16 protein-coding genes are annotated in these 16,529 nt (G+C 63.9%); 6 read left to right on the forward strand and 10 right to left on the reverse strand.

Features of this window, described 5'->3' with window-relative positions; genetic code table 11:
- Window positions 1–11: 11 nt before the first annotated feature.
- The 10 genes from L0U84_RS34740 to L0U84_RS34785 form a co-directional block, all read right to left on the reverse strand.
- On the reverse strand, window positions 12–1,472 hold the full coding sequence (locus tag L0U84_RS34740; protein ID WP_233857030.1) for an NAD-dependent succinate-semialdehyde dehydrogenase: 1,461 nt from the start codon (window positions 1,470–1,472) through the stop codon (window positions 12–14).
- 323 nt (window positions 1,473–1,795) lie between these two features.
- Window positions 1,796–2,503 carry a GntR family transcriptional regulator gene (locus L0U84_RS34745; protein WP_233857032.1) on the reverse strand — a complete coding sequence of 236 codons (708 nt, stop codon included), beginning with the start codon at window positions 2,501–2,503 and terminating at the stop codon, window positions 1,796–1,798.
- A gap of 11 nt (window positions 2,504–2,514) precedes the next feature.
- Window positions 2,515–3,612, reverse strand: coding sequence for an ABC transporter ATP-binding protein (locus tag L0U84_RS34750; RefSeq protein ID WP_233857034.1), 1,098 nt, complete (start codon window positions 3,610–3,612; stop codon window positions 2,515–2,517).
- A gap of 16 nt (window positions 3,613–3,628) precedes the next feature.
- Complete coding sequence (locus L0U84_RS34755) at window positions 3,629–4,423, reverse strand: ABC transporter permease (protein ID WP_233857041.1); 795 nt, start codon at window positions 4,421–4,423, stop codon at window positions 3,629–3,631.
- 1 nt (window position 4,424) lies between these two features.
- Window positions 4,425–5,309, reverse strand: a complete 885-nt coding sequence (locus tag L0U84_RS34760) for an ABC transporter permease (RefSeq protein ID WP_233857050.1) — start codon at window positions 5,307–5,309, stop codon at window positions 4,425–4,427.
- 75 nt (window positions 5,310–5,384) lie between these two features.
- On the reverse strand, window positions 5,385–6,416 hold the full coding sequence (locus L0U84_RS34765; RefSeq protein ID WP_233857052.1) for an ABC transporter substrate-binding protein: 1,032 nt from the start codon (window positions 6,414–6,416) through the stop codon (window positions 5,385–5,387).
- A gap of 124 nt (window positions 6,417–6,540) precedes the next feature.
- Window positions 6,541–7,509: a flavin reductase gene (locus L0U84_RS34770; protein WP_233857054.1), complete on the reverse strand. Its 969-nt coding sequence runs from the start codon at window positions 7,507–7,509 to the stop codon at window positions 6,541–6,543.
- Window positions 7,502–8,413 carry an alpha/beta fold hydrolase gene (locus tag L0U84_RS34775; RefSeq protein WP_442794123.1) on the reverse strand — a complete coding sequence of 304 codons (912 nt, stop codon included), beginning with the start codon at window positions 8,411–8,413 and terminating at the stop codon, window positions 7,502–7,504. Before L0U84_RS34775 ends, L0U84_RS34770 begins: the two co-directional genes overlap by 8 nt.
- A 296-nt stretch (window positions 8,414–8,709) precedes the next feature.
- Window positions 8,710–9,396, reverse strand: a complete 687-nt coding sequence (locus L0U84_RS34780; protein WP_233857058.1) for a GntR family transcriptional regulator — start codon at window positions 9,394–9,396, stop codon at window positions 8,710–8,712.
- A 102-nt stretch (window positions 9,397–9,498) separates the two neighbouring features.
- Window positions 9,499–9,789: a DUF1330 domain-containing protein gene (locus L0U84_RS34785; RefSeq protein ID WP_233857060.1), complete on the reverse strand. Its 291-nt coding sequence runs from the start codon at window positions 9,787–9,789 to the stop codon at window positions 9,499–9,501.
- 233 nt (window positions 9,790–10,022) lie between these two features.
- Between L0U84_RS34785 and L0U84_RS34790 the strand changes: the two genes are divergently transcribed.
- The 6 genes from L0U84_RS34790 (at window position 10,023) to L0U84_RS34815 (ending at window position 16,500) form a co-directional block, all read left to right on the forward strand.
- The gene (locus L0U84_RS34790; RefSeq protein ID WP_233857062.1) at window positions 10,023–10,625 is read left to right on the forward strand and encodes an amino acid synthesis family protein; all 603 of its coding nucleotides are present in this window, start codon (window positions 10,023–10,025) and stop codon (window positions 10,623–10,625) included.
- Window positions 10,594–11,412, forward strand: a complete 819-nt coding sequence (locus L0U84_RS34795) for an alpha/beta fold hydrolase (protein WP_233857064.1) — start codon at window positions 10,594–10,596, stop codon at window positions 11,410–11,412. The genes L0U84_RS34790 and L0U84_RS34795 overlap by 32 nt, the downstream gene beginning before the upstream one ends.
- A gap of 1 nt (window position 11,413) precedes the next feature.
- A complete protein-coding gene (locus L0U84_RS34800; RefSeq protein ID WP_233857066.1) occupies window positions 11,414–12,409 on the forward strand; it encodes a flavin reductase in 996 nt (331 codons plus the stop codon).
- An 11-nt stretch (window positions 12,410–12,420) separates the two neighbouring features.
- The gene (locus tag L0U84_RS34805) at window positions 12,421–13,458 is read left to right on the forward strand and encodes an LLM class flavin-dependent oxidoreductase (RefSeq protein WP_233857068.1); all 1,038 of its coding nucleotides are present in this window, start codon (window positions 12,421–12,423) and stop codon (window positions 13,456–13,458) included.
- 12 nt (window positions 13,459–13,470) lie between these two features.
- The gene (locus L0U84_RS34810; protein WP_233857070.1) at window positions 13,471–14,940 is read left to right on the forward strand and encodes an aldehyde dehydrogenase; all 1,470 of its coding nucleotides are present in this window, start codon (window positions 13,471–13,473) and stop codon (window positions 14,938–14,940) included.
- Window positions 14,941–15,087: 147 nt separating this feature from the next.
- Complete coding sequence (locus L0U84_RS34815) at window positions 15,088–16,500, forward strand: purine-cytosine permease family protein (RefSeq protein ID WP_233857072.1); 1,413 nt, start codon at window positions 15,088–15,090, stop codon at window positions 16,498–16,500.
- The last annotated feature ends 29 nt before the right edge of the window (window positions 16,501–16,529 follow it).

The following is a 16,529-nucleotide window of genomic DNA, read 5'->3' on the forward strand; positions in this document are numbered from 1 at the left end:
TCGGACCGACGTCAAACCGCCATGCACAGGTACTTGATCACGAGGTAATCGTCGATGCCGTAGTGCGAGCCTTCCCTGCCGAGACCCGACTGCTTCACGCCGCCGAACGGCGCGACTTCGTTCGAGATCAGACCGGTATTGATGCCCACCATGCCGTATTCGAGTTGCTCGGCCACTCGCCAGATGCGGCCGATATCGAGGCTATAGAAGTAGGCGGCCAGTCCGAACTCGGTATCGTTGGCGAGCTTCACCACTTCTTCGTCGCTCGAAAAGCGGAACAGCGGCGCAAGCGGGCCGAAGGTCTCGTCTTTCGCAACGTCCATCTGCGCGCTTACGTTGGTCAGCACCGTGGGCTCGAAAAAGCCATGGCCGAGCGCATGCCGCTTGCCGCCGGTGACGAGCGACGCCCCTTTGCCGAGTGCATCGGCGATGTGCGCCTCGACCTTGCTAACTGCCGCGTCGTTGATCAGCGGACCCAGCGTGACGCCGCCCTCCATGCCGTGCCCGACTTTCAGGGCTTCGACCGCCGCAGCCAACTTCGATGCGAACGCGTCGTAGACCCGCTCATGCACGTAGAAGCGATTCGTGCACACGCAGGTTTGCCCGTTGTTGCGGTACTTCGATGCGATTGCGCCTTCCACCGCAGCGTCGAGATCGGCGTCGTCGAACACGATGAACGGCGCATTGCCGCCCAGTTCGAGCGTGACTTTCTTCACCGTGGGCGCGCTTTGCGCCATCAGCAGTCTGCCCACCCCGGTCGATCCGGTAAACGACAGCTTGCGAACCACGGGACTACTCGTCATCGCGCCGCCGATCGCCTTCGGGTCACCGGTCACGATGTTGAGCACGCCGTTGGGCACGCCGGCCCGCTCGGCCAGCACCGCGAGCGCGAGCGCCGAGAATGGGGTGGCTTCGGCGGGCTTCACGACGATCGGGCAGCCCGCCGCGAGCGCCGGGCCCACCTTGCGCGTAATCATTGCGTTCGGAAAATTCCACGGCGTGATGGCGGCGCATACGCCGATCGGCTCCTTGAGGACGACGAGCCGCTTGTCCGACGCCGGCGACGCCAGCGTGTCACCGGCCACGCGCTTGCCTTCCTCGGCGAACCATTCGATGAACGACGCGCCGTAAAGGATCTCGCCTTTCGCTTCGGCAAGCGGCTTGCCCTGTTCCGCGGTCAGGATCAGCGCGAGGTCGTCGGCGTTCTCGATCATCAGGTCGTACCAGCGACGCATCACAATCGCACGCTCCTTCGCCGTGCGCGCTCGCCATGCCGGCCATGCGGCGTTGGCCGCATCGATTGCGCGCGTCGTTTCGGCTGCTCCCATCAAGGGAACGCTGCCGAGCGTTGCGCCCGTTGCCGGGTCCGACACGTCGAAACTCGCGCCCGAGTCGGCGGCGCGCCATTGGCCGTCGATGTAGGCCTGATTGCGCAGAAGCGCCGCATCCTTCAACAGGGTCTTCAATTCCACGTTACTTTCCTTTGATACACAAAATGCGGTTGATGCCGCGCTGCGCCAGTCGTTTGATTGGGAACGCGTGCTAGGGCCTGTTCACGCTAATAACGGGCTTGCGAACGTGCCTTTCCGCCTGTAGTGCAAGGAGCGAGGAGCGCCGTTTGGCCGAGCCAAACAAGCGACGACCGACGCCGCAATACGGGCGGAAAGACACGTTCCCCTGTTCCAAAAAAATCCATCGCGGGGCTGGCCGCCAGAAGGGCCGATCGCCGCGTCATGCTCCTTGCGCTCGGCCCTTCTGGCGGCCAGCGCAAGCCCGTTATTAGCGTGAACAGGCCCTAGCCCGCCTGACGCCACACAGCCTGCTCGTGCCCGTCCGCCAGCAGCTTGCGGGCGATTTCGGCCACTCTGTGCACGTGCGCGATCGCGGCCTCGCGCGCGGCTGCGGTATCGCGAGCCTCGATGGCCGACAGGATCTGGTGCATCTCGCCGACGGCCTGGCGGCCGCGGTCGTCGGAGGCAATCGTCAGCGCTCTCAGGCGGTTGATGCGCGCGGTCAACGACTGCACGATCTCCCACGCCACATGCTTCTTGCCGCCGATGAACATGCGTTCGTAGAAGGCCGAAGTGAGCGCCCTGACGGCCTGATGGTCCTGCGCTTCGAAGGCCGTCTGGATCTGCTCGATGAAGCCGGCGAGATCCGTGACCGTGTGCTCGTCCGCATGCTGCGCGCACGCCATTGCCGCCTCGCCTTCGAGCAGTGCGCGTATTTCATAGATCTCCGCCGCCGTCTCGAAGTCGAGCACGGCGACGATCGGCCCCTGGTTCGGTATCGAGTCGACGAGCCCCTCCGTTTCCAGATGCCGCAACACCTCGCGCACGACGGTGCGGCTCACGCCGAGAATCTCGCACAGCGAGCGCTCGACGAGCCGCTCGCCGGGATGGAAATGGGCCTCCAGGATCGCCGTGCGCATTTTCTCGAGCGCGAGTTCGCGCAACGTGGTGGTCGGGCGTTGAACCTTCAGCGATGGCAGTGAGCCGCTCATGGCAGCCGCCGTCATGCTTGCGCGAACAGGCGCACATCGCGTGCGTCCCAGTCGACCAGCGCCTGGGTGCCGATCGCGATGCCGCTGTCGTGGCGATGCGCGGCCGGCATCCGGATCGAGATTTCCTGCTGCCACGGCGTCGCCACCGCGTAGTGCATCGCGTCGCCGAGATAGGTGATATCACGCACCGTCACAGGCAGGCCGCTCGTGCCGTTCACGCCGCTTGCACGTTGCAGCGCGCTGATGCGCATCTGTTCAGGGCGGATCATCAAGGTGCCCTCGTCGCCCGCGGTGAGGTCGCGACTGAAGGCATCCGAGGCGATCTCGTGACCATTCGGGAACACGCCGTTCATGCGGCCTTCGCTATTCTTCGTCACCTTCACCGGCAGGAAATTCGAATTGCCGATGAAGCTCGCGACGAAGCGCGACGCCGGGTTCGCGTACAGCTCCTCGCCGGTGCCCACCTGCTCGATGCGGCCTTTGTTGAACACCGCGATGCGGTCGGACAGCCGCAGCGCTTCTTCCTGGTCGTGCGTGACGTACAGGATCGTCACACCCGTCTCCTGGTGGATGCGGCGCAATTCGAGCTGGATTTCCTCGCGCAGCTTCTTGTCGAGCGCGGACAGCGGCTCGTCCATCAGCAGCACGGGCGGATCGTAGGCCAGCGCGCGGGCGATCGCCACGCGTTGCTGCTGCCCGCCCGACAGCTGCGCGGGCATCCGGTCGCGGCACTCGGACAGATGCACGAGCTTGAGCATCTTGTCGACCTTGGCCTTGATTTCGGCTTCGGGGCGGCGGCGCACGCGCAGCGGAAACGCGACGTTCTCGCCTACCGTCAGGTGCGGGAACAGCGTATAGCGCTGAAACACCATACCGATGTTGCGCTTGTTCGGCGCGACCGCCAGCAACGGCTTGCCGTCGAGCAGCACGCGGCCGTCGGTGGGCTCCTGGAAGCCCGCGACGATATACAGCGTCGTGCTCTTGCCCGAACCGGACGGTCCGAGAAACGTCATGAATTCGCCCTTGCGCACATCGAGGGAAACCTGGTCGATGGCGACCACGTCGTCGTAGGTCTTGCGCAGACGCTGGATTTGCAGGAATTCGGTCATGGCTTGTTTACCTCGGTTAGCGCACGCGGCGCAGCACCGCGCCCGCCAGCATCAATACGGTCGTCAACGCGACCAGCAGTGAAGACGCCGCCGCAACGACGGGCGTCAGGTCCTGCCGCAGCGTCGACCAGATACGCACGGGCAGCGTTTGGAGTGTCGGGCTCGACATGAAGATCGACACCACGACTTCATCCCACGATGCGAGAAACGCGAAGATCGCAGCGGCGAACAGGCCGAGGCGGATCGCGGGAAGGGTAACGCGCAGCTTCACGGTGAGCGGTGACGCGCCGCAGATCAGCGCCGCGTCTTCGAGCGCCGTATCGAAGCTCACCAGCGAGTTGCTGATAGAGATGATCGAGAACGGCAGCGCGATGATCAGATGGCCGAGCACGAAGCCGGTCATCGTGCCGTTCAGGCCGATGCGCAGAAAGAACGCGTACAGCGCGACGGCCAGAACGACGACGGGCAGCACCATCGGTGTCAGGAAGAAGCCTTTCACCGCTTCGCGGCCGCGGAACTTGCCGCGCACCAGCGCCAGCGAGGCAAGAAAGCCGAGCAGCACCGACAGCGCCATGACGATCACGGCCAGCTTCGCGCTCGTGAGCAGCGAGTCGATCCAGCCCGCGTCGGTGAAAAGCTGCCGATACCACTCCAGCGTCCAGCCCGGCGGCGGGAAAATCAGCCACTGCGAATCGCCGAACGACAGCGCGACGATGAACACGATCGGCAGCAACAGAAACAGTGCGACGGCCGCGCCTATCGCCACCAACGCCCAGCGTAGCCCACCGAGACGATCGAAATCGAGCAACATGTCAGCGTCCTCCCTGAATGGCGCGCGCACTGCCGGTGAAGCGCAATTGCAACGCATAGAGCACGAGCGTCACGCTCAGCAGTACGAAAGCGGCGGCACCGGCGAGACCCCAGTTCAGCAGTTCCTGCACGAGCTGCGCGATGAGTTCGGCGAGCATCATGTAAGACGGGCCACCCAGCAGCGCGGGCGTGACGAAGTAGCCGAGCGCCATCACGAATACCATCAGCGCGCCGGAGGCTACGCCCGGCATCGCGAGCGGCACGAGGATCCGCCAGAAGGCCTGCCAGCGGCTCGCGCCACAGACTGCGGCGGCCCGCAGCGTCGACGGGTCGATGCCGCGCAGCGTTGCGTGCAGCGGCATCACGAGGAACGGCAGCATGATGTACGTCATACCGATCGTCACGCCGGTGAGGTTGTTCACGAGCGCGAGCGGCTCGTGAATCAGGCCGATCGCCATCAGCGCGCGGTTGATCGGACCCGTCCCCTGCAACAGCACCATCCACGCGAAAGTCCGTGCGAGCAGGTTGGTCCACATCGACAGCAGCAGGATCGCGAATAGAAAGGAGCTCAGCTTGCGCGGCGCGATCGCCAGCAGCCACGCCATCGGAAAGCCCACCAGCACCGTGACCAGCGTCACGACCGTCGCGACGAGGAAGGTATTGCCGAAGACCCGCAGATACGTGGTCGAACCAACCAGTTGCTGATAGTTCTCCAGTCCCAGGGTCGGCTCGAGCACGCTGCGCAACAGCAGCGACAGCACCGGCAGCAGGAAGAAGATCAGCAGCAGCAGCATGGCCGGCGTCAGCAGCCAGATGCTGCGCCAGTCGCGCCGCTTGCGCGCGGCCATCGCGGGTGGATGCGCGACGGTACTCATTATGTTGGGCATGATGTCTCCTGCTCGGTGTCTCTCTGCGCGCCGGTTCGCGGCGCGGCGCACGGCTCTAGCGTCGGTCTATCCCGGTTATTTCGATTGCCACGCGTACCACCGCTTCGCAATCGCGTCGCGGTTGTCGGCCCAGTACTTCATGTCGAGATTGATCTGCGAGTCCTTGTACTGGTCGGGCAGCGTCTTCGCCATCGCGGCCGGCATCAGTGCGGCCGACTTCACGTTGATCGGCGCGTAGCCCGTCTCGGCGGCGAATTTCGCCTGTGCCTGCGGGCTCGTGGCGGCCGCCAGATACTTCATCGCTTCCGCGCGGTGCTTGGCGCCCTTCGGAATCACCAGCATGTCGGCGGCGGTCAGGTTCTGGTTCCACGAAATGGCCACCGGCACACCGGTCTGCGCGAGCGCATGCAAACGCCCGTTCCAGAACATCCCGATCGGCGCTTCGCCCGACGCGAGCAGTTGCTGCGACTGCGCGCCGCCGCTCCACCAGACGATGTCGCTCTTGATCGTGTCGAGCTTCTTGAACGCGCGATCGAGGTCGAGCGGATAGAGCTTGTTGGGCGGCACGCCATCGGCGAGCAGCGCGATTTCCAGCACGCCCGGCGCCGACCACTTGTAGAACGTGCGCTTGCCCGGGAATTTCTTCGTATCGAACAGATCGGCCCACGTCTGCGGCTGCGCGCCCGTGTACTTCGACTTGTTGTAGCCGAGCACGAACGAGTAATAGAAGCTGCCCACCGCGTCCGGCGTCGCAAAGCGCGGGTCCAGTTCGTCCTTCTTCACGACCGAGTAGTCGATCGGCTCGATCAGGCCGGCCTTTTGCGCGGCGTACGCGAAGTCGCCTTCCACATCGACGACGTCCCAGCTCACGTTGCCGCTATCGACCATCGCCTTGAGCTTGCCGTAGTCGGTCGGGCCATCCATCAACACGGTGATGCCGCTCGCCTGCGTGAACGGCTGCGCCCAATTCTTCTGTTGCGACGACTGCGTGGTGCCGCCCCAGCTCGTGAAGACGATCGGGTCTGCCGCGAATGCGGACGCTGCCGCGAGCGTCGTCGCGCAAGCAACGAACAACGGCGCGATAAACGGAATGCTTCTGCTGCTCATGTCTGTCTCCGGGATACGGTTGGGTGTTGCTTCGTCGGTCCGGCGGCGAGATAACGCGCCGGCTTCATCGTTGTGAGTTGTCTGTTGCAGCGCTTCGGTGCGTCGTTGCCGCGGTACCCCGCGTTCAATGAGCGATGCCGAGCGGCTGCACGGTGCCGGCTTCGCTATCGCCGACATAAATGCCGAACGCGTCCTGCCTGCGTTCGCGTTCATAGCGTTCGAGCATCGAGCGCACGGCCGGGTCGCTGACTTCGTCCCATGGAATCTGGGACAGCGGCACGATGCGCACGCTGCTGTCGAGCCACGGCGAGGCGTTGGGAATCACGCGGCCGCGATAGTAGATATGCACGCCGGGCTCTTTGCCGCTGCCGTCCTCGAATACCGCGAACAGGAAGTCGAGATGCACTTGCAGGCCGAGCCTGGCGAGCACGCCGTGCAGGCTCGCGGAGTCGCTGGCCGGGTCGAGCTTGATGCCGGTTGGCAGCCCCAAGCCTTTGCCGGTGTCGACGAGCACGAGCCCGTCGCGATGCTCGAGGATCGCGCCGACTTTCGCGCGCGCACCGGCCGCTGCCAGCGCGTCCTGCGACAGGCTGAAGTTCACGTACGCGCCACGGCAATAGCCGAGCGGCGACGAACTCGTTTGCACGAAGTCCACCACGCGACCGATCAGGATGATGTGATCGCCCGCATCGACCACCTCATGCGTCGTGCAGTCGAAGCTCGCCGCCGCGCCATCCATCACCGGCGCGCCCGTTTTGCGCGTGCTCCACGGCACTTGCGCGAACTTGTCCGCGGCCTTCGACGCGAACACGCCCGACACGTTTTTCTGATCTTCCGCGAGCACGCTGACCGCGAAGCGGCGCGTGTCCGAGAACACCGCGTAACTCGCCGCTGTCTTCGCGATGCATACCAGAATCAGCGGCGGATCGAGCGACACCGACGTGAACGAATTCGCCGTGAAGCCGCGCGGCGAGCCGTCCGGCTGGATCGTCGTGACGACGGTCACGCCCGTCACGAATGCGCCGAGCGCGCGACGAAATTCGGTGATATCGAAAGCGGGTTCCGCGCTCGGGGCGGTGATCGGCTCAGCCATGGCGTTCTCCGGTTGGTACTGCGGTAGTTTTCGCGGTCGTTGTCGCGGTCGTTGCGGCATTCGTCCGTCGCACCGCCGATGCTTCGTTGAGGAATGCAAGCAGGCTTGCGTTCACGCGCTCCGGGTCGGTGACGTTCATCATGTGGCGCGCGTTCGCGATGACTTCAGCGCGGCCACGTGGTGCTGCCGCCGCCATCGCCTGTGACATCTGCGCGCTCGAGTTCGGATCTCCCTCGCCTGTCAGAAACAGCGCGGGTACCGCGAGACTCGCGAGACGCCCGACGTGCGCGTCGTCCGAGCTGGCGAACAGGCGGTAGGTGCGAGCGTAGCCAACCGGATCGACGGCAAGCAGCAGCGCGCGCACCGCCTGCGCGGCCTGGGTCAGGTGCCCCGGAATCGGATCGCCGAACCAGCGCGACAGCGTTCCGTCGACGCCAGTGTCGGCGCGCGTGTCGCCTAGCGTGGCCGCCCGCGTCATCACCGCCTCGCGCTGTGCCGGCGTGCGGTCGTACACCGCGTTCAACGCGGCGACGCTCAGCGTGCGCTGCGGGTGGGTCAGCGCGAATTCGAGTGCGACTAGCGCGCCCATCGAATGCCCGACCACATGCGCCCGCTCGATCTGCAGCGCGTCGAGCAGCGACGCGAGCTGCGCCGCGTATTCGTCGAGCGTGGGCTCCGCGCTCGGCAGCACGCTGTCGCCGTGCCCCAGCATGTCGTAGACCACGACGCGAAACGATCCGGACAACGCATCGATCTGCGGCGCCCACACGCTCTGGTTCATACCCACGCCGTGGATCAGCACAACGGTTTCGGGCGCGGCGTCCGATTGCGGCACGTACACGCTGTAGCAGGTGCCCGCGGTTCGACCCTGCTGGCCATGCGAGATCGCACGCGTTGGCGACAGATCGGGCTTCATCAGACACGCTCCAGATGGCGATGCAGACCACAGCCACGCAGCGTGAACGCTTCCAACGTCATGGGGTTCTCCTTTCAGGCTTCGAGTCGCAAATCTCAATCGATGAGATTATGGTATTCCATCTTATGGCCCACAACAATGCTCAACGTATTATGGAATACCATGATATTTGGGAAGGTTACGCTGGCACGCTTTGGGCTATGCGCGTGTTTGCCCGATCTAACAGGCAAAAAAAAGCCGCCGGCATGTGCCGGCGGCGTTGGCAGGGACGACTACAGACGGGCTCAGGCGTCGCCGCTCGTCTCGTTCTGCGCGGCAAGCACCGCCAAAGCCAGTTCAGCTACCCGCTTGATATGCGCGAACGACGCCGCGGCGGCCGCGTCGCCGTCGCGCCGCTCGATCGCGTCGAGCAGCTGGTTCATTTCGCGGTTCGAGTCGCCGCCGCGCCCCGGCGTCGCGATGGTCAACGCGCGCAGGCGGTTGATGCGCGCGTTGAGCGACGTGACGACCGCCAGCGACACCTGTTTCTTCGCGGCTTCGAACAGCGTTTCGTAGAAGCGCTCGGTGTATTCGAGCACGCGCGGCAAATCGCGTTTTTCGAATGCGTCTTCGATGACCGCGCGGACCTCGCGCAGTTGCCGCACCACTTCCGGCGTGGCGCCCTCGGCGCAGGCGCGCGCGGCGTTCGCTTCGAGAAGCCCGCGCAACTCATAGATCTCGCCGACCTGAGCCGGGTCGAGCCGCGCGACGATCGGTCCTTGCCGCGCGACGATCTCGACCAGACCTTCGGTCTCCAGATGCCGCAGCACCTCGCGCACGACGGTGCGGCTCACGCCAAGCTCGTCGCACAGCGTGCGTTCGACGAGTCGGGTGCCCGGCCGGAAATATCCCTGGACTATCGCGGCGCGCAGTTTGTCGAGCGTGAGCTCACGCAAGGTTTTGACATTGCGGTCGATTTTGAGGTCTTGCATAGGCGGCAGTGGGACGGTGGACGAAGGCCCGCCCGCGGGGTGCGGGCGTGGAATGCCATATTATGACTTATCTGACGTCCAGGCTTGCATGCAAGGGCACAATCAGCCGCCCAAGCCCTCGACGATCGTGATCTGCGCCCGGCAATGTCCATCGCGCTTCTGTTTGGCGGCCTGATATTCGGGCGAGTGATAGCAGTCGAGCGCCGTTTGCATGTCCCTGAACCGAATCACGACGTGTCGCTCGAACGACTCGCCTTCCAGCACCTCCGACGCGCCGCCGCGCGCGAGAAACACCGCGCCGTATTTGTTGAACGCCTGCGGTGCGATGTCCGTGTAGCCCTTGTATTTCGCCCCGTCGAGCACGGTCACGTGGGCGATCCAGTATGCAGCCATATCTCCTCCTTGAATCCACAATGGTTTGCGCAATGCCTGCCGCTTCGTTGATGGCCTGACGAATCGCGCGCCGCGTCATTTTGGCGTCAACGATCGCAATCCAATCCCTCGCAAAAACGCCCTTTTTCCCCGCCGGACGCGGCTCTCAGCGACGCCCCGGGTTAACACTCATGGCATGCCGTAACATGGTATACCACAATGCCTCACACATCCAACCCACTCAGGAAGTTGCCATGAGCCTGATTCGCAAATCCATCCTCCATGTCGAGACCGTCTTCGTCGACGGTGACAAAGTCGCCGCCAAGCCGCTGAAAATGATCGGCGCGGCCGCGGTGATCAAGAACCCGTGGGCGGGCCGCGGTTATGTGGAAGACCTGTCTCCCGAGATTCGCGCGCTCGCGCCGCAATTGAGCGAGCACCTGACCAAACTGATCATCGACGAAGCCGGTTCGGGCGAAGCGGTCGAAGCGTTCGGCAAGAGCGCGATCGTCGGCCTTGCGGGTGAGATCGAGCATGCGTCCGCGCTGATCCACACGCTGCACTTCGGCAACATCTATCGCTCGGCCGTCGGTGCGAAGTCGTATCTGGCGTTCAACAACACGCGCGGCCCCGCCAACGCGCCGCTGCTGATTCCGATGATGGACAAGAACGACGAAGGCCGCCGTTCGCACTACCTGACGCTGCAGTTCGCGATTGCCGACGCGCCGGCCGAGGACGAACTCGTGATCGCGATTGGTGCCTCGATTGGGGGCCGCCCGCATCACCGCATCGGCGACCGCTACAAAGACCTCGCAGAGCTCGGAAATGACGTCAAGAACCCTGCAGCTGTCAACTAAGCGCGTCGCGCACTATCTGGAGCACGGCACCGGCGAACCGCTGGTGCTGATCCACGGCGTAGGCATGCAGGCGCTCGCCTGGTATCCGCAGATCGAAGCGCTGGCGCACGAGTTCCGGGTGATCTCGGTCGATATGCCGGGCCACGGTCGCAGCGATCCGCTGGAACCGGGTGCGGGCTTGCAACAGTTCGTCGAGTGGGCAGCGGGTTTCATCGAGTCGCTGGACATGGGCCCGGTCAATCTGGCCGGCCATTCGATGGGTTCGTTGATCGCCGCGGGCGTCGCGGTCACGCGCCCCGATCTGGTCAAGCGCGTCGCCGTGTTGAACGGCGTTTATCGACGCACCGCGCAAGCGCGCGATGCCGTGCTGCGTCGCGCGGCCGAACTGCACTCGGGCGCCATCGACGTGGCCACGCCGTTGCAGCGCTGGTTCACGGCCGAGGAGTCGCAGCGCGTTGCCGCGCTACGGGTCGAGTCGTGGCTGATGTCGGTCAACCTCAGTGGCTACGCGACCGCCTATACGGCCTTCGCGAACGGCGACGACATGTATGCGGACGGCTGGAACACGATCGCCTGCCCTGCCCTCGTGCTCACCGGCTCCGACGATCCGAACTCGACGCCGGAAATGGCCAGACAGATGGCCCGAGCCGCCCATCGCGGTCACGCGGTCGTGATCGAGAACGAGCGGCATATGGTGAATCTGACCGCGCCTCAGGAAGTCAATCGCGCGCTGCGTGCCTGGTTGCAGACGGCGCCGCAGACGGAAAACCACGAAGCGGAAGTGTGAAATGAGCCAACAGACGAGTCAGCAAGACAGCCAGCAAGTTAGCCGTGAAGTTAGCTGTGAAGTTAGCCGTGAAGCAGCGAAACTCAACACCCGCGAACTGCGCGACGCGTTCGGCGCGTTCATGACCGGCGTGACGATCGTGACCACCGCCAGCGACGACGGCAAGCCGCTCGGCTTCACCGCCAATTCGTTTTCGTCCGTTTCGCTCGACCCCGCGTTGCTGCTGGTGAGCATCGCGAAGACGTCGAGCAACTACCAGATGTTTTCCACCACTGGGCACTTCGCGATCAACATCCTCGCGGAAGGGCAAAAAGATCTGTCCAACACGTTCGCGCGACCGAGCGACGATCGCTTCGCCAACGTGGGCTGGCATCTGAGCGAGCACCGCAACCCGCTGATCGACGGCGTTAGCGCGTGGTTCGACTGCACCACGCACGCGGTGATCGACGCGGGCGACCATGCGCTGATCGTCGGCAAGGTCGAGGCGTTTCATTCGGCCGGATACGCGGGCCTCGGCTACTACCGCGGCGGCTATTTCACGCCGGCCAGGGTGTCGGCCGAAGTCATCGCGGGCCCGAAGGTGATCGTCAGCGCGATCATCGCGCGCGACGACAAGGTGCTGCTGGTGAAATCGGCGGAGGACAAATGGGGACTCCCGTCGAAGGAGATCGGCAAGGAAGGCGCCGACAAGGCACTCGCCGAGATCTTCAGCAAGTATCAGCCGGACGCATCGGCAAGCTTCATCTATTCGGCCTACAACAACACCGAAACCCACTACCAGTACATCTCGTTCCTGTGCAGCGCGCCGGACGAACTCGCCGCTTCGGGTGACGCCTCGGGCAAATTCATCAGCCTCGACGACATCGAGACCGAAGCGTTGCAGGACAGCGCCTTGGCCAGCATGCTCCACCGCTACCGCAAGGAAAGCCAGTTGAAAAGTTACGGGTTGTACTTCGGCGACCACAGCAACGGCACAGTCCGCCCGCTTCATTCCTGAAAGGTTACATCATGCGATTCTCACTCTTCGTTCACATGGAGCGCGTCTCCGAGCAGACCAGTCAGAAGCAGCTGTATGACGAAATGGTCGAGCTTTGCCAGATTGCTGACCGCGGCGGCATGCACGCCGTCTGGACCGGCGAGCACCACGGCATGGACTTCACGATCGCGCCGAATCCGTTCATCAATCTCGCGGACCTCGCGAACAAGACGAAGAACGTGCGGCTCGGCACCGGCACGGTCATCGCGCCGTTCTGGCATCCGATCAAGCTCGCCGGCGAAGCGGCGATGACCGACATCATTTCGAACGGCCGCCTGGAGTTGGGCATCGCGCGCGGCGCTTATTCGTTCGAATACGAACGCCTGCATCCGGGGCTCGACGCGTGGGGCGCGGGTCAACGCATGCGCGAACTGATTCCGGCCGTGAAAAAACTGTGGGAAGGCGACTACGCGCACGAAGGCGAGTTCTGGAAATTCCCTTCCACGACGTCTTCACCGCGACCACTACAGCGCCCGCATCCGCCGATCTGGGTGGCCGCGCGCGACCCGAACAGCCACGAGTTCGCGGTGTCCAACGGTTGCAACGTGCAGGTGACGCCGCTGCATCTGGGCGACGAAGAGGTCGAGAAGCTGGTTGGCCACTTCAATGCCGCGTGCGAGAAGTTCAGCAACCTGCCGCGTCCGCAGATCATGCTGCTGCGTCACACCTATGTCGCGGGCAGCGAGGACGACGCGCAGGTCGCGGCCGACGAAGTGAACACGTTCTACAACTACTTCGGCGCGTGGTTCAAGAACGAGCGGCCTATCAGCCGCGGCATGATCAAGACGCTGAGCCCGGAAGAGATTGCCGCTCACCCGTTCTACACACCCGCGGCGATGCGCAAGAACAACGTGATCGGCACGCCCGAGGAAGTGATCGGGCGCCTGAAGGCCTACGAGGCGCTCGGCTTCGACGAGTACTCGTTCTGGATCGATACGGGCATGAGCTTCGAGCGTAAGAAGGCGTCGCTCGAACGCATGATCAACCACGTGATGCCTGCGTTCAGATAAGGGGCCGACTCCATGGATTCGCATTTTCAGCTGTATATCGACGGACAGTTCGAACCCGGCGCGGCCACTTTCGCGAGCGTGAACCCGGCCACCGGCAAAGCGTGGGCCCAGATGCCGGAAGCGCGCACGGAGCAGGTCAACCGCGCGGTCGAGGCGGCCAACCGCGCGCTGACCGATTCCGCGTGGGCCGGTCTCACCGCCTCGGCGCGCGGCAAGCTGCTGTACAAGCTGGCAGCGCTCGTCGAAAAGGCTGCGCCGCGACTCGCTGAAATCGAAACGAACGACACGGGCAAGATCATTCGCGAGACGTCCAGTCAGATCGCTTACGTCGCCGAGTACTACCGCTACTACGCCGGGATCGCCGACAAGATCGAAGGGAGCAACATTCCCGTCGACAAGCCGGACATGCAGGTCTGGCTCGAACGGCAGCCTGTCGGCGTGGTCGCCGCCATCGTCCCGTGGAACAGCCAGCTGTTTCTATCCGCCGTCAAGCTCGGGCCGGCGCTCGCCGCCGGTTGCACGGTCGTGCTCAAGGCTTCCGAGGAGGCGCCGGGGCCGCTGCTCGAATTCGCGAAGCTCGTGCACGAGGCCGGCTTCCCGGCGGGCGTCGTCAACGTGATTACCGGCTTCGGGCCGGAATGCGGCGCGGTTCTCAGCAGCCATCCGAAGGTCGACAAGGTTGCCTTCACGGGCGGCCCGGAAACCGCACGGCACATCGTCTCGAACACGTCGAACAACCTCGCGAAGGTGTCGCTGGAACTGGGCGGCAAGTCGCCCTTCATCGTGTTCGCCGATACCGATATCCAGAGCGCCGTGAACGCGCAGGTCGCGGCCATTTTCGCGGCGAGCGGTCAAAGCTGCGTGGCGGGCTCGCGGCTGCTGGTCGAAGCCTCCGTGAAAGAGCAGTTTCTCGCGCTGCTGGTGGAGCGCGTGTCGCGCATACGCGTGGGTTCACCCAACGAGATGACGACCGAATACGGGCCGCTTTGCACCGACAGGCAACTGCGCAACATCGAGAAGGTCGTCGCGAGCTCGGTGGCTCAGGGCGCCAGGGTACTCGCGGGCGGCAAGACGCTGGAGCGCGACGGCTACTATTACGCGCCGACGATTCTCGACTGCACCGGCGTGAGCAACGCGGACAGCATCACGACGGAGTTGTTCGGGCCGGTGCTTTCGGTGGATACGTTCGCGACCGAGCAGGAGGCGATCGACAAGGCGAACAGCACCGCCTACGGTCTCGCCGCGGGCATCTTCACCACCAACCTGACTCGCGCGCATCGCGTTTCGAAGCGCGTGCGCTCGGGAATCGTCTGGATCAACACCTATCGTGCGGTGTCGCCGCTCGTCCCGTTCGGCGGCTTCGGACTTTCCGGCCACGGGCGCGAAGGCGGCATGGCCGCCGCGCTCGAGTACACGACGACGAAGTCGGTATGGCTGCGCACCTCGGACGAGCCGATCAGCGATCCGTTCGTGATGCGCTGAGCCCGGCGCGCGGTCCGCGCTCATTCCCACGAGCGACGGACCGCGATCCTTTTCCTGCTGCACCACTTCAAAGCCGTAAAGGGCGACGCCATGTCGCGTTCATCGAACGTGGCAGGGTGCCGCCTGTGCAATAAAAATGGAGACACTATGAAAAGCCCGTCGAACGATAACAGCGTTCTGACTATTGAAAGCAACTCGATCGAGTACGTCGCTCCCGCGAATCGGCATGGCAAACCCGTCGATCTGTTCACCCTGTGGTTCTGCACGAACGTCGCGCCGCTTGCGGTGATTTCCGGCGCGACTTCGGTACTGGTCTTTCACCTGGACGTGGTGAGCGCGATTCTCGCGATCGCCGCCGGTCAGTTCTTCGGCGCCATTTTCCATGCGCTGACCTCCGCGCAAGGTCCGCTCGTCGGCGTGCCGCAGATGATTCAAAGCCGCGCGCAGTTTGGCCGCTATGGCTCGCTGCTCGTGGTCGGTTTCACCACGCTGATTTATCTCGGCTTCTTCGTGTCGAACATCATCCTCGCGGGCAAGACGCTGCACACCGCCGCGCCCGCGGTGCCCGTGGCGGTCGGCACCGTGCTCGGCGCGATTCTCGCGACGCTCGTCGGCGTAATCGGCTATCACTTCATTCACCGCTTCAACAAGGTGGGCGCATGGTTCATGGGTGGCGCGCTGCTGATCGGCATGATCATGATGGCGCCCGGTCTCGACGCGCGGATTTTCCAGCAAGGCCATTTCGACGTGTCGAACTGGTTCGCGATGTTCGGGCTTTGCGCCGTTTGGCAAATCAGCTTCGCGCCCTACACGTCCGACTATTCGCGCTACCTTCCGGCCACCACCGGCTTCGCGAAGACCTTCGCGTTCACGTATTTCGGCACGTCGCTCGGCACGATCTTCGCATTCCTGTTCGGCGTACTGGCGATCAGCACCAGCCACGCCACCGATCCGATGGAAGCCATTCGCGCGCAAACCGGCGTGTTCGGCTACGTTCTGATCCTGCTGTTCCTGGTCAATATCATCGGGCACAACGGCATGAATCTGTATGGCGGGGTGCTGTCGTTCATTACCGCCGCGCAAACGTTCCGTCCGAACTGGGTGCCGGGCCGCAACGTTCGCATCGTCGTGTCGACGGTGCTGCTGGTTTCGTCCACCGTCACCGCGTTGTGGGCTTCGAGCAACTTCATCGCGATCTTCCTGAATGCGATCTTCGCGATGCGTATCGTGCTCGCGCCATGGGTAGCGATCAATCTGGTCGACTTCTACCTGATCAGCAACCGGCGCTACCGCGTGTCCGAGATCGTCAGCAACAACGGCGGCGTGTACGGCTCGTTCAATTTCAAGGCGATTGCGATTTACATCTTCGGTATCGCGATTCAGGTTCCGTTCATGGAAGAGAGCTTCTTCCACGGTCCGTGGGCATCGATCATGGGCGGTGCGGACGTCTCCTGGATCGTCGGCCTGGTGGCGACGGCCGTGACCTACTACCTGTTTGCATCGAACGACGGTTCGCGGTCGCGGCACAGTGTGCCGGCAGGTGTTCCTGCTTCGGAATGAGCTAGCTGGCCCGTCCGGCAACGATGGTC

This window comes from Paraburkholderia sp. HD33-4 (assembly GCF_021390635.1).
Lineage (GTDB): Bacteria > Pseudomonadota > Gammaproteobacteria > Burkholderiales > Burkholderiaceae > Paraburkholderia.

Bases quoted from the DNA above. Each gene is read 5' to 3' on its own strand.
- L0U84_RS34745 (WP_233857032.1), bottom strand. From the start codon at position 2,503: ATGAGCGGCTCACTGCCATCGCTGAAGGTTCAACGCCCGACCACCACG.
- L0U84_RS34750 (WP_233857034.1), bottom strand. From the start codon at position 3,612: ATGACCGAATTCCTGCAAATCCAGCGTCTGCGCAAGACCTACGACGAC.
- L0U84_RS34755 (WP_233857041.1), bottom strand. From the start codon at position 4,423: ATGTTGCTCGATTTCGATCGTCTCGGTGGGCTACGCTGGGCGTTGGTG.
- L0U84_RS34760 (WP_233857050.1), bottom strand. From the start codon at position 5,309: ATGCCCAACATAATGAGTACCGTCGCGCATCCACCCGCGATGGCCGCG.
- L0U84_RS34765 (WP_233857052.1), bottom strand. From the start codon at position 6,416: ATGAGCAGCAGAAGCATTCCGTTTATCGCGCCGTTGTTCGTTGCTTGC.
- L0U84_RS34770 (WP_233857054.1), bottom strand. From the start codon at position 7,509: ATGGCTGAGCCGATCACCGCCCCGAGCGCGGAACCCGCTTTCGATATC.
- L0U84_RS34780 (WP_233857058.1), bottom strand. From the start codon at position 9,396: ATGCAAGACCTCAAAATCGACCGCAATGTCAAAACCTTGCGTGAGCTC.
- L0U84_RS34785 (WP_233857060.1), bottom strand. From the start codon at position 9,789: ATGGCTGCATACTGGATCGCCCACGTGACCGTGCTCGACGGGGCGAAA.
- L0U84_RS34790 (WP_233857062.1), top strand. From the start codon at position 10,023: ATGAGCCTGATTCGCAAATCCATCCTCCATGTCGAGACCGTCTTCGTC.
- L0U84_RS34795 (WP_233857064.1), top strand. From the start codon at position 10,594: ATGACGTCAAGAACCCTGCAGCTGTCAACTAAGCGCGTCGCGCACTAT.
- L0U84_RS34800 (WP_233857066.1), top strand. From the start codon at position 11,414: ATGAGCCAACAGACGAGTCAGCAAGACAGCCAGCAAGTTAGCCGTGAA.
- L0U84_RS34805 (WP_233857068.1), top strand. From the start codon at position 12,421: ATGCGATTCTCACTCTTCGTTCACATGGAGCGCGTCTCCGAGCAGACC.
- L0U84_RS34810 (WP_233857070.1), top strand. From the start codon at position 13,471: ATGGATTCGCATTTTCAGCTGTATATCGACGGACAGTTCGAACCCGGC.
- L0U84_RS34815 (WP_233857072.1), top strand. From the start codon at position 15,088: ATGAAAAGCCCGTCGAACGATAACAGCGTTCTGACTATTGAAAGCAAC.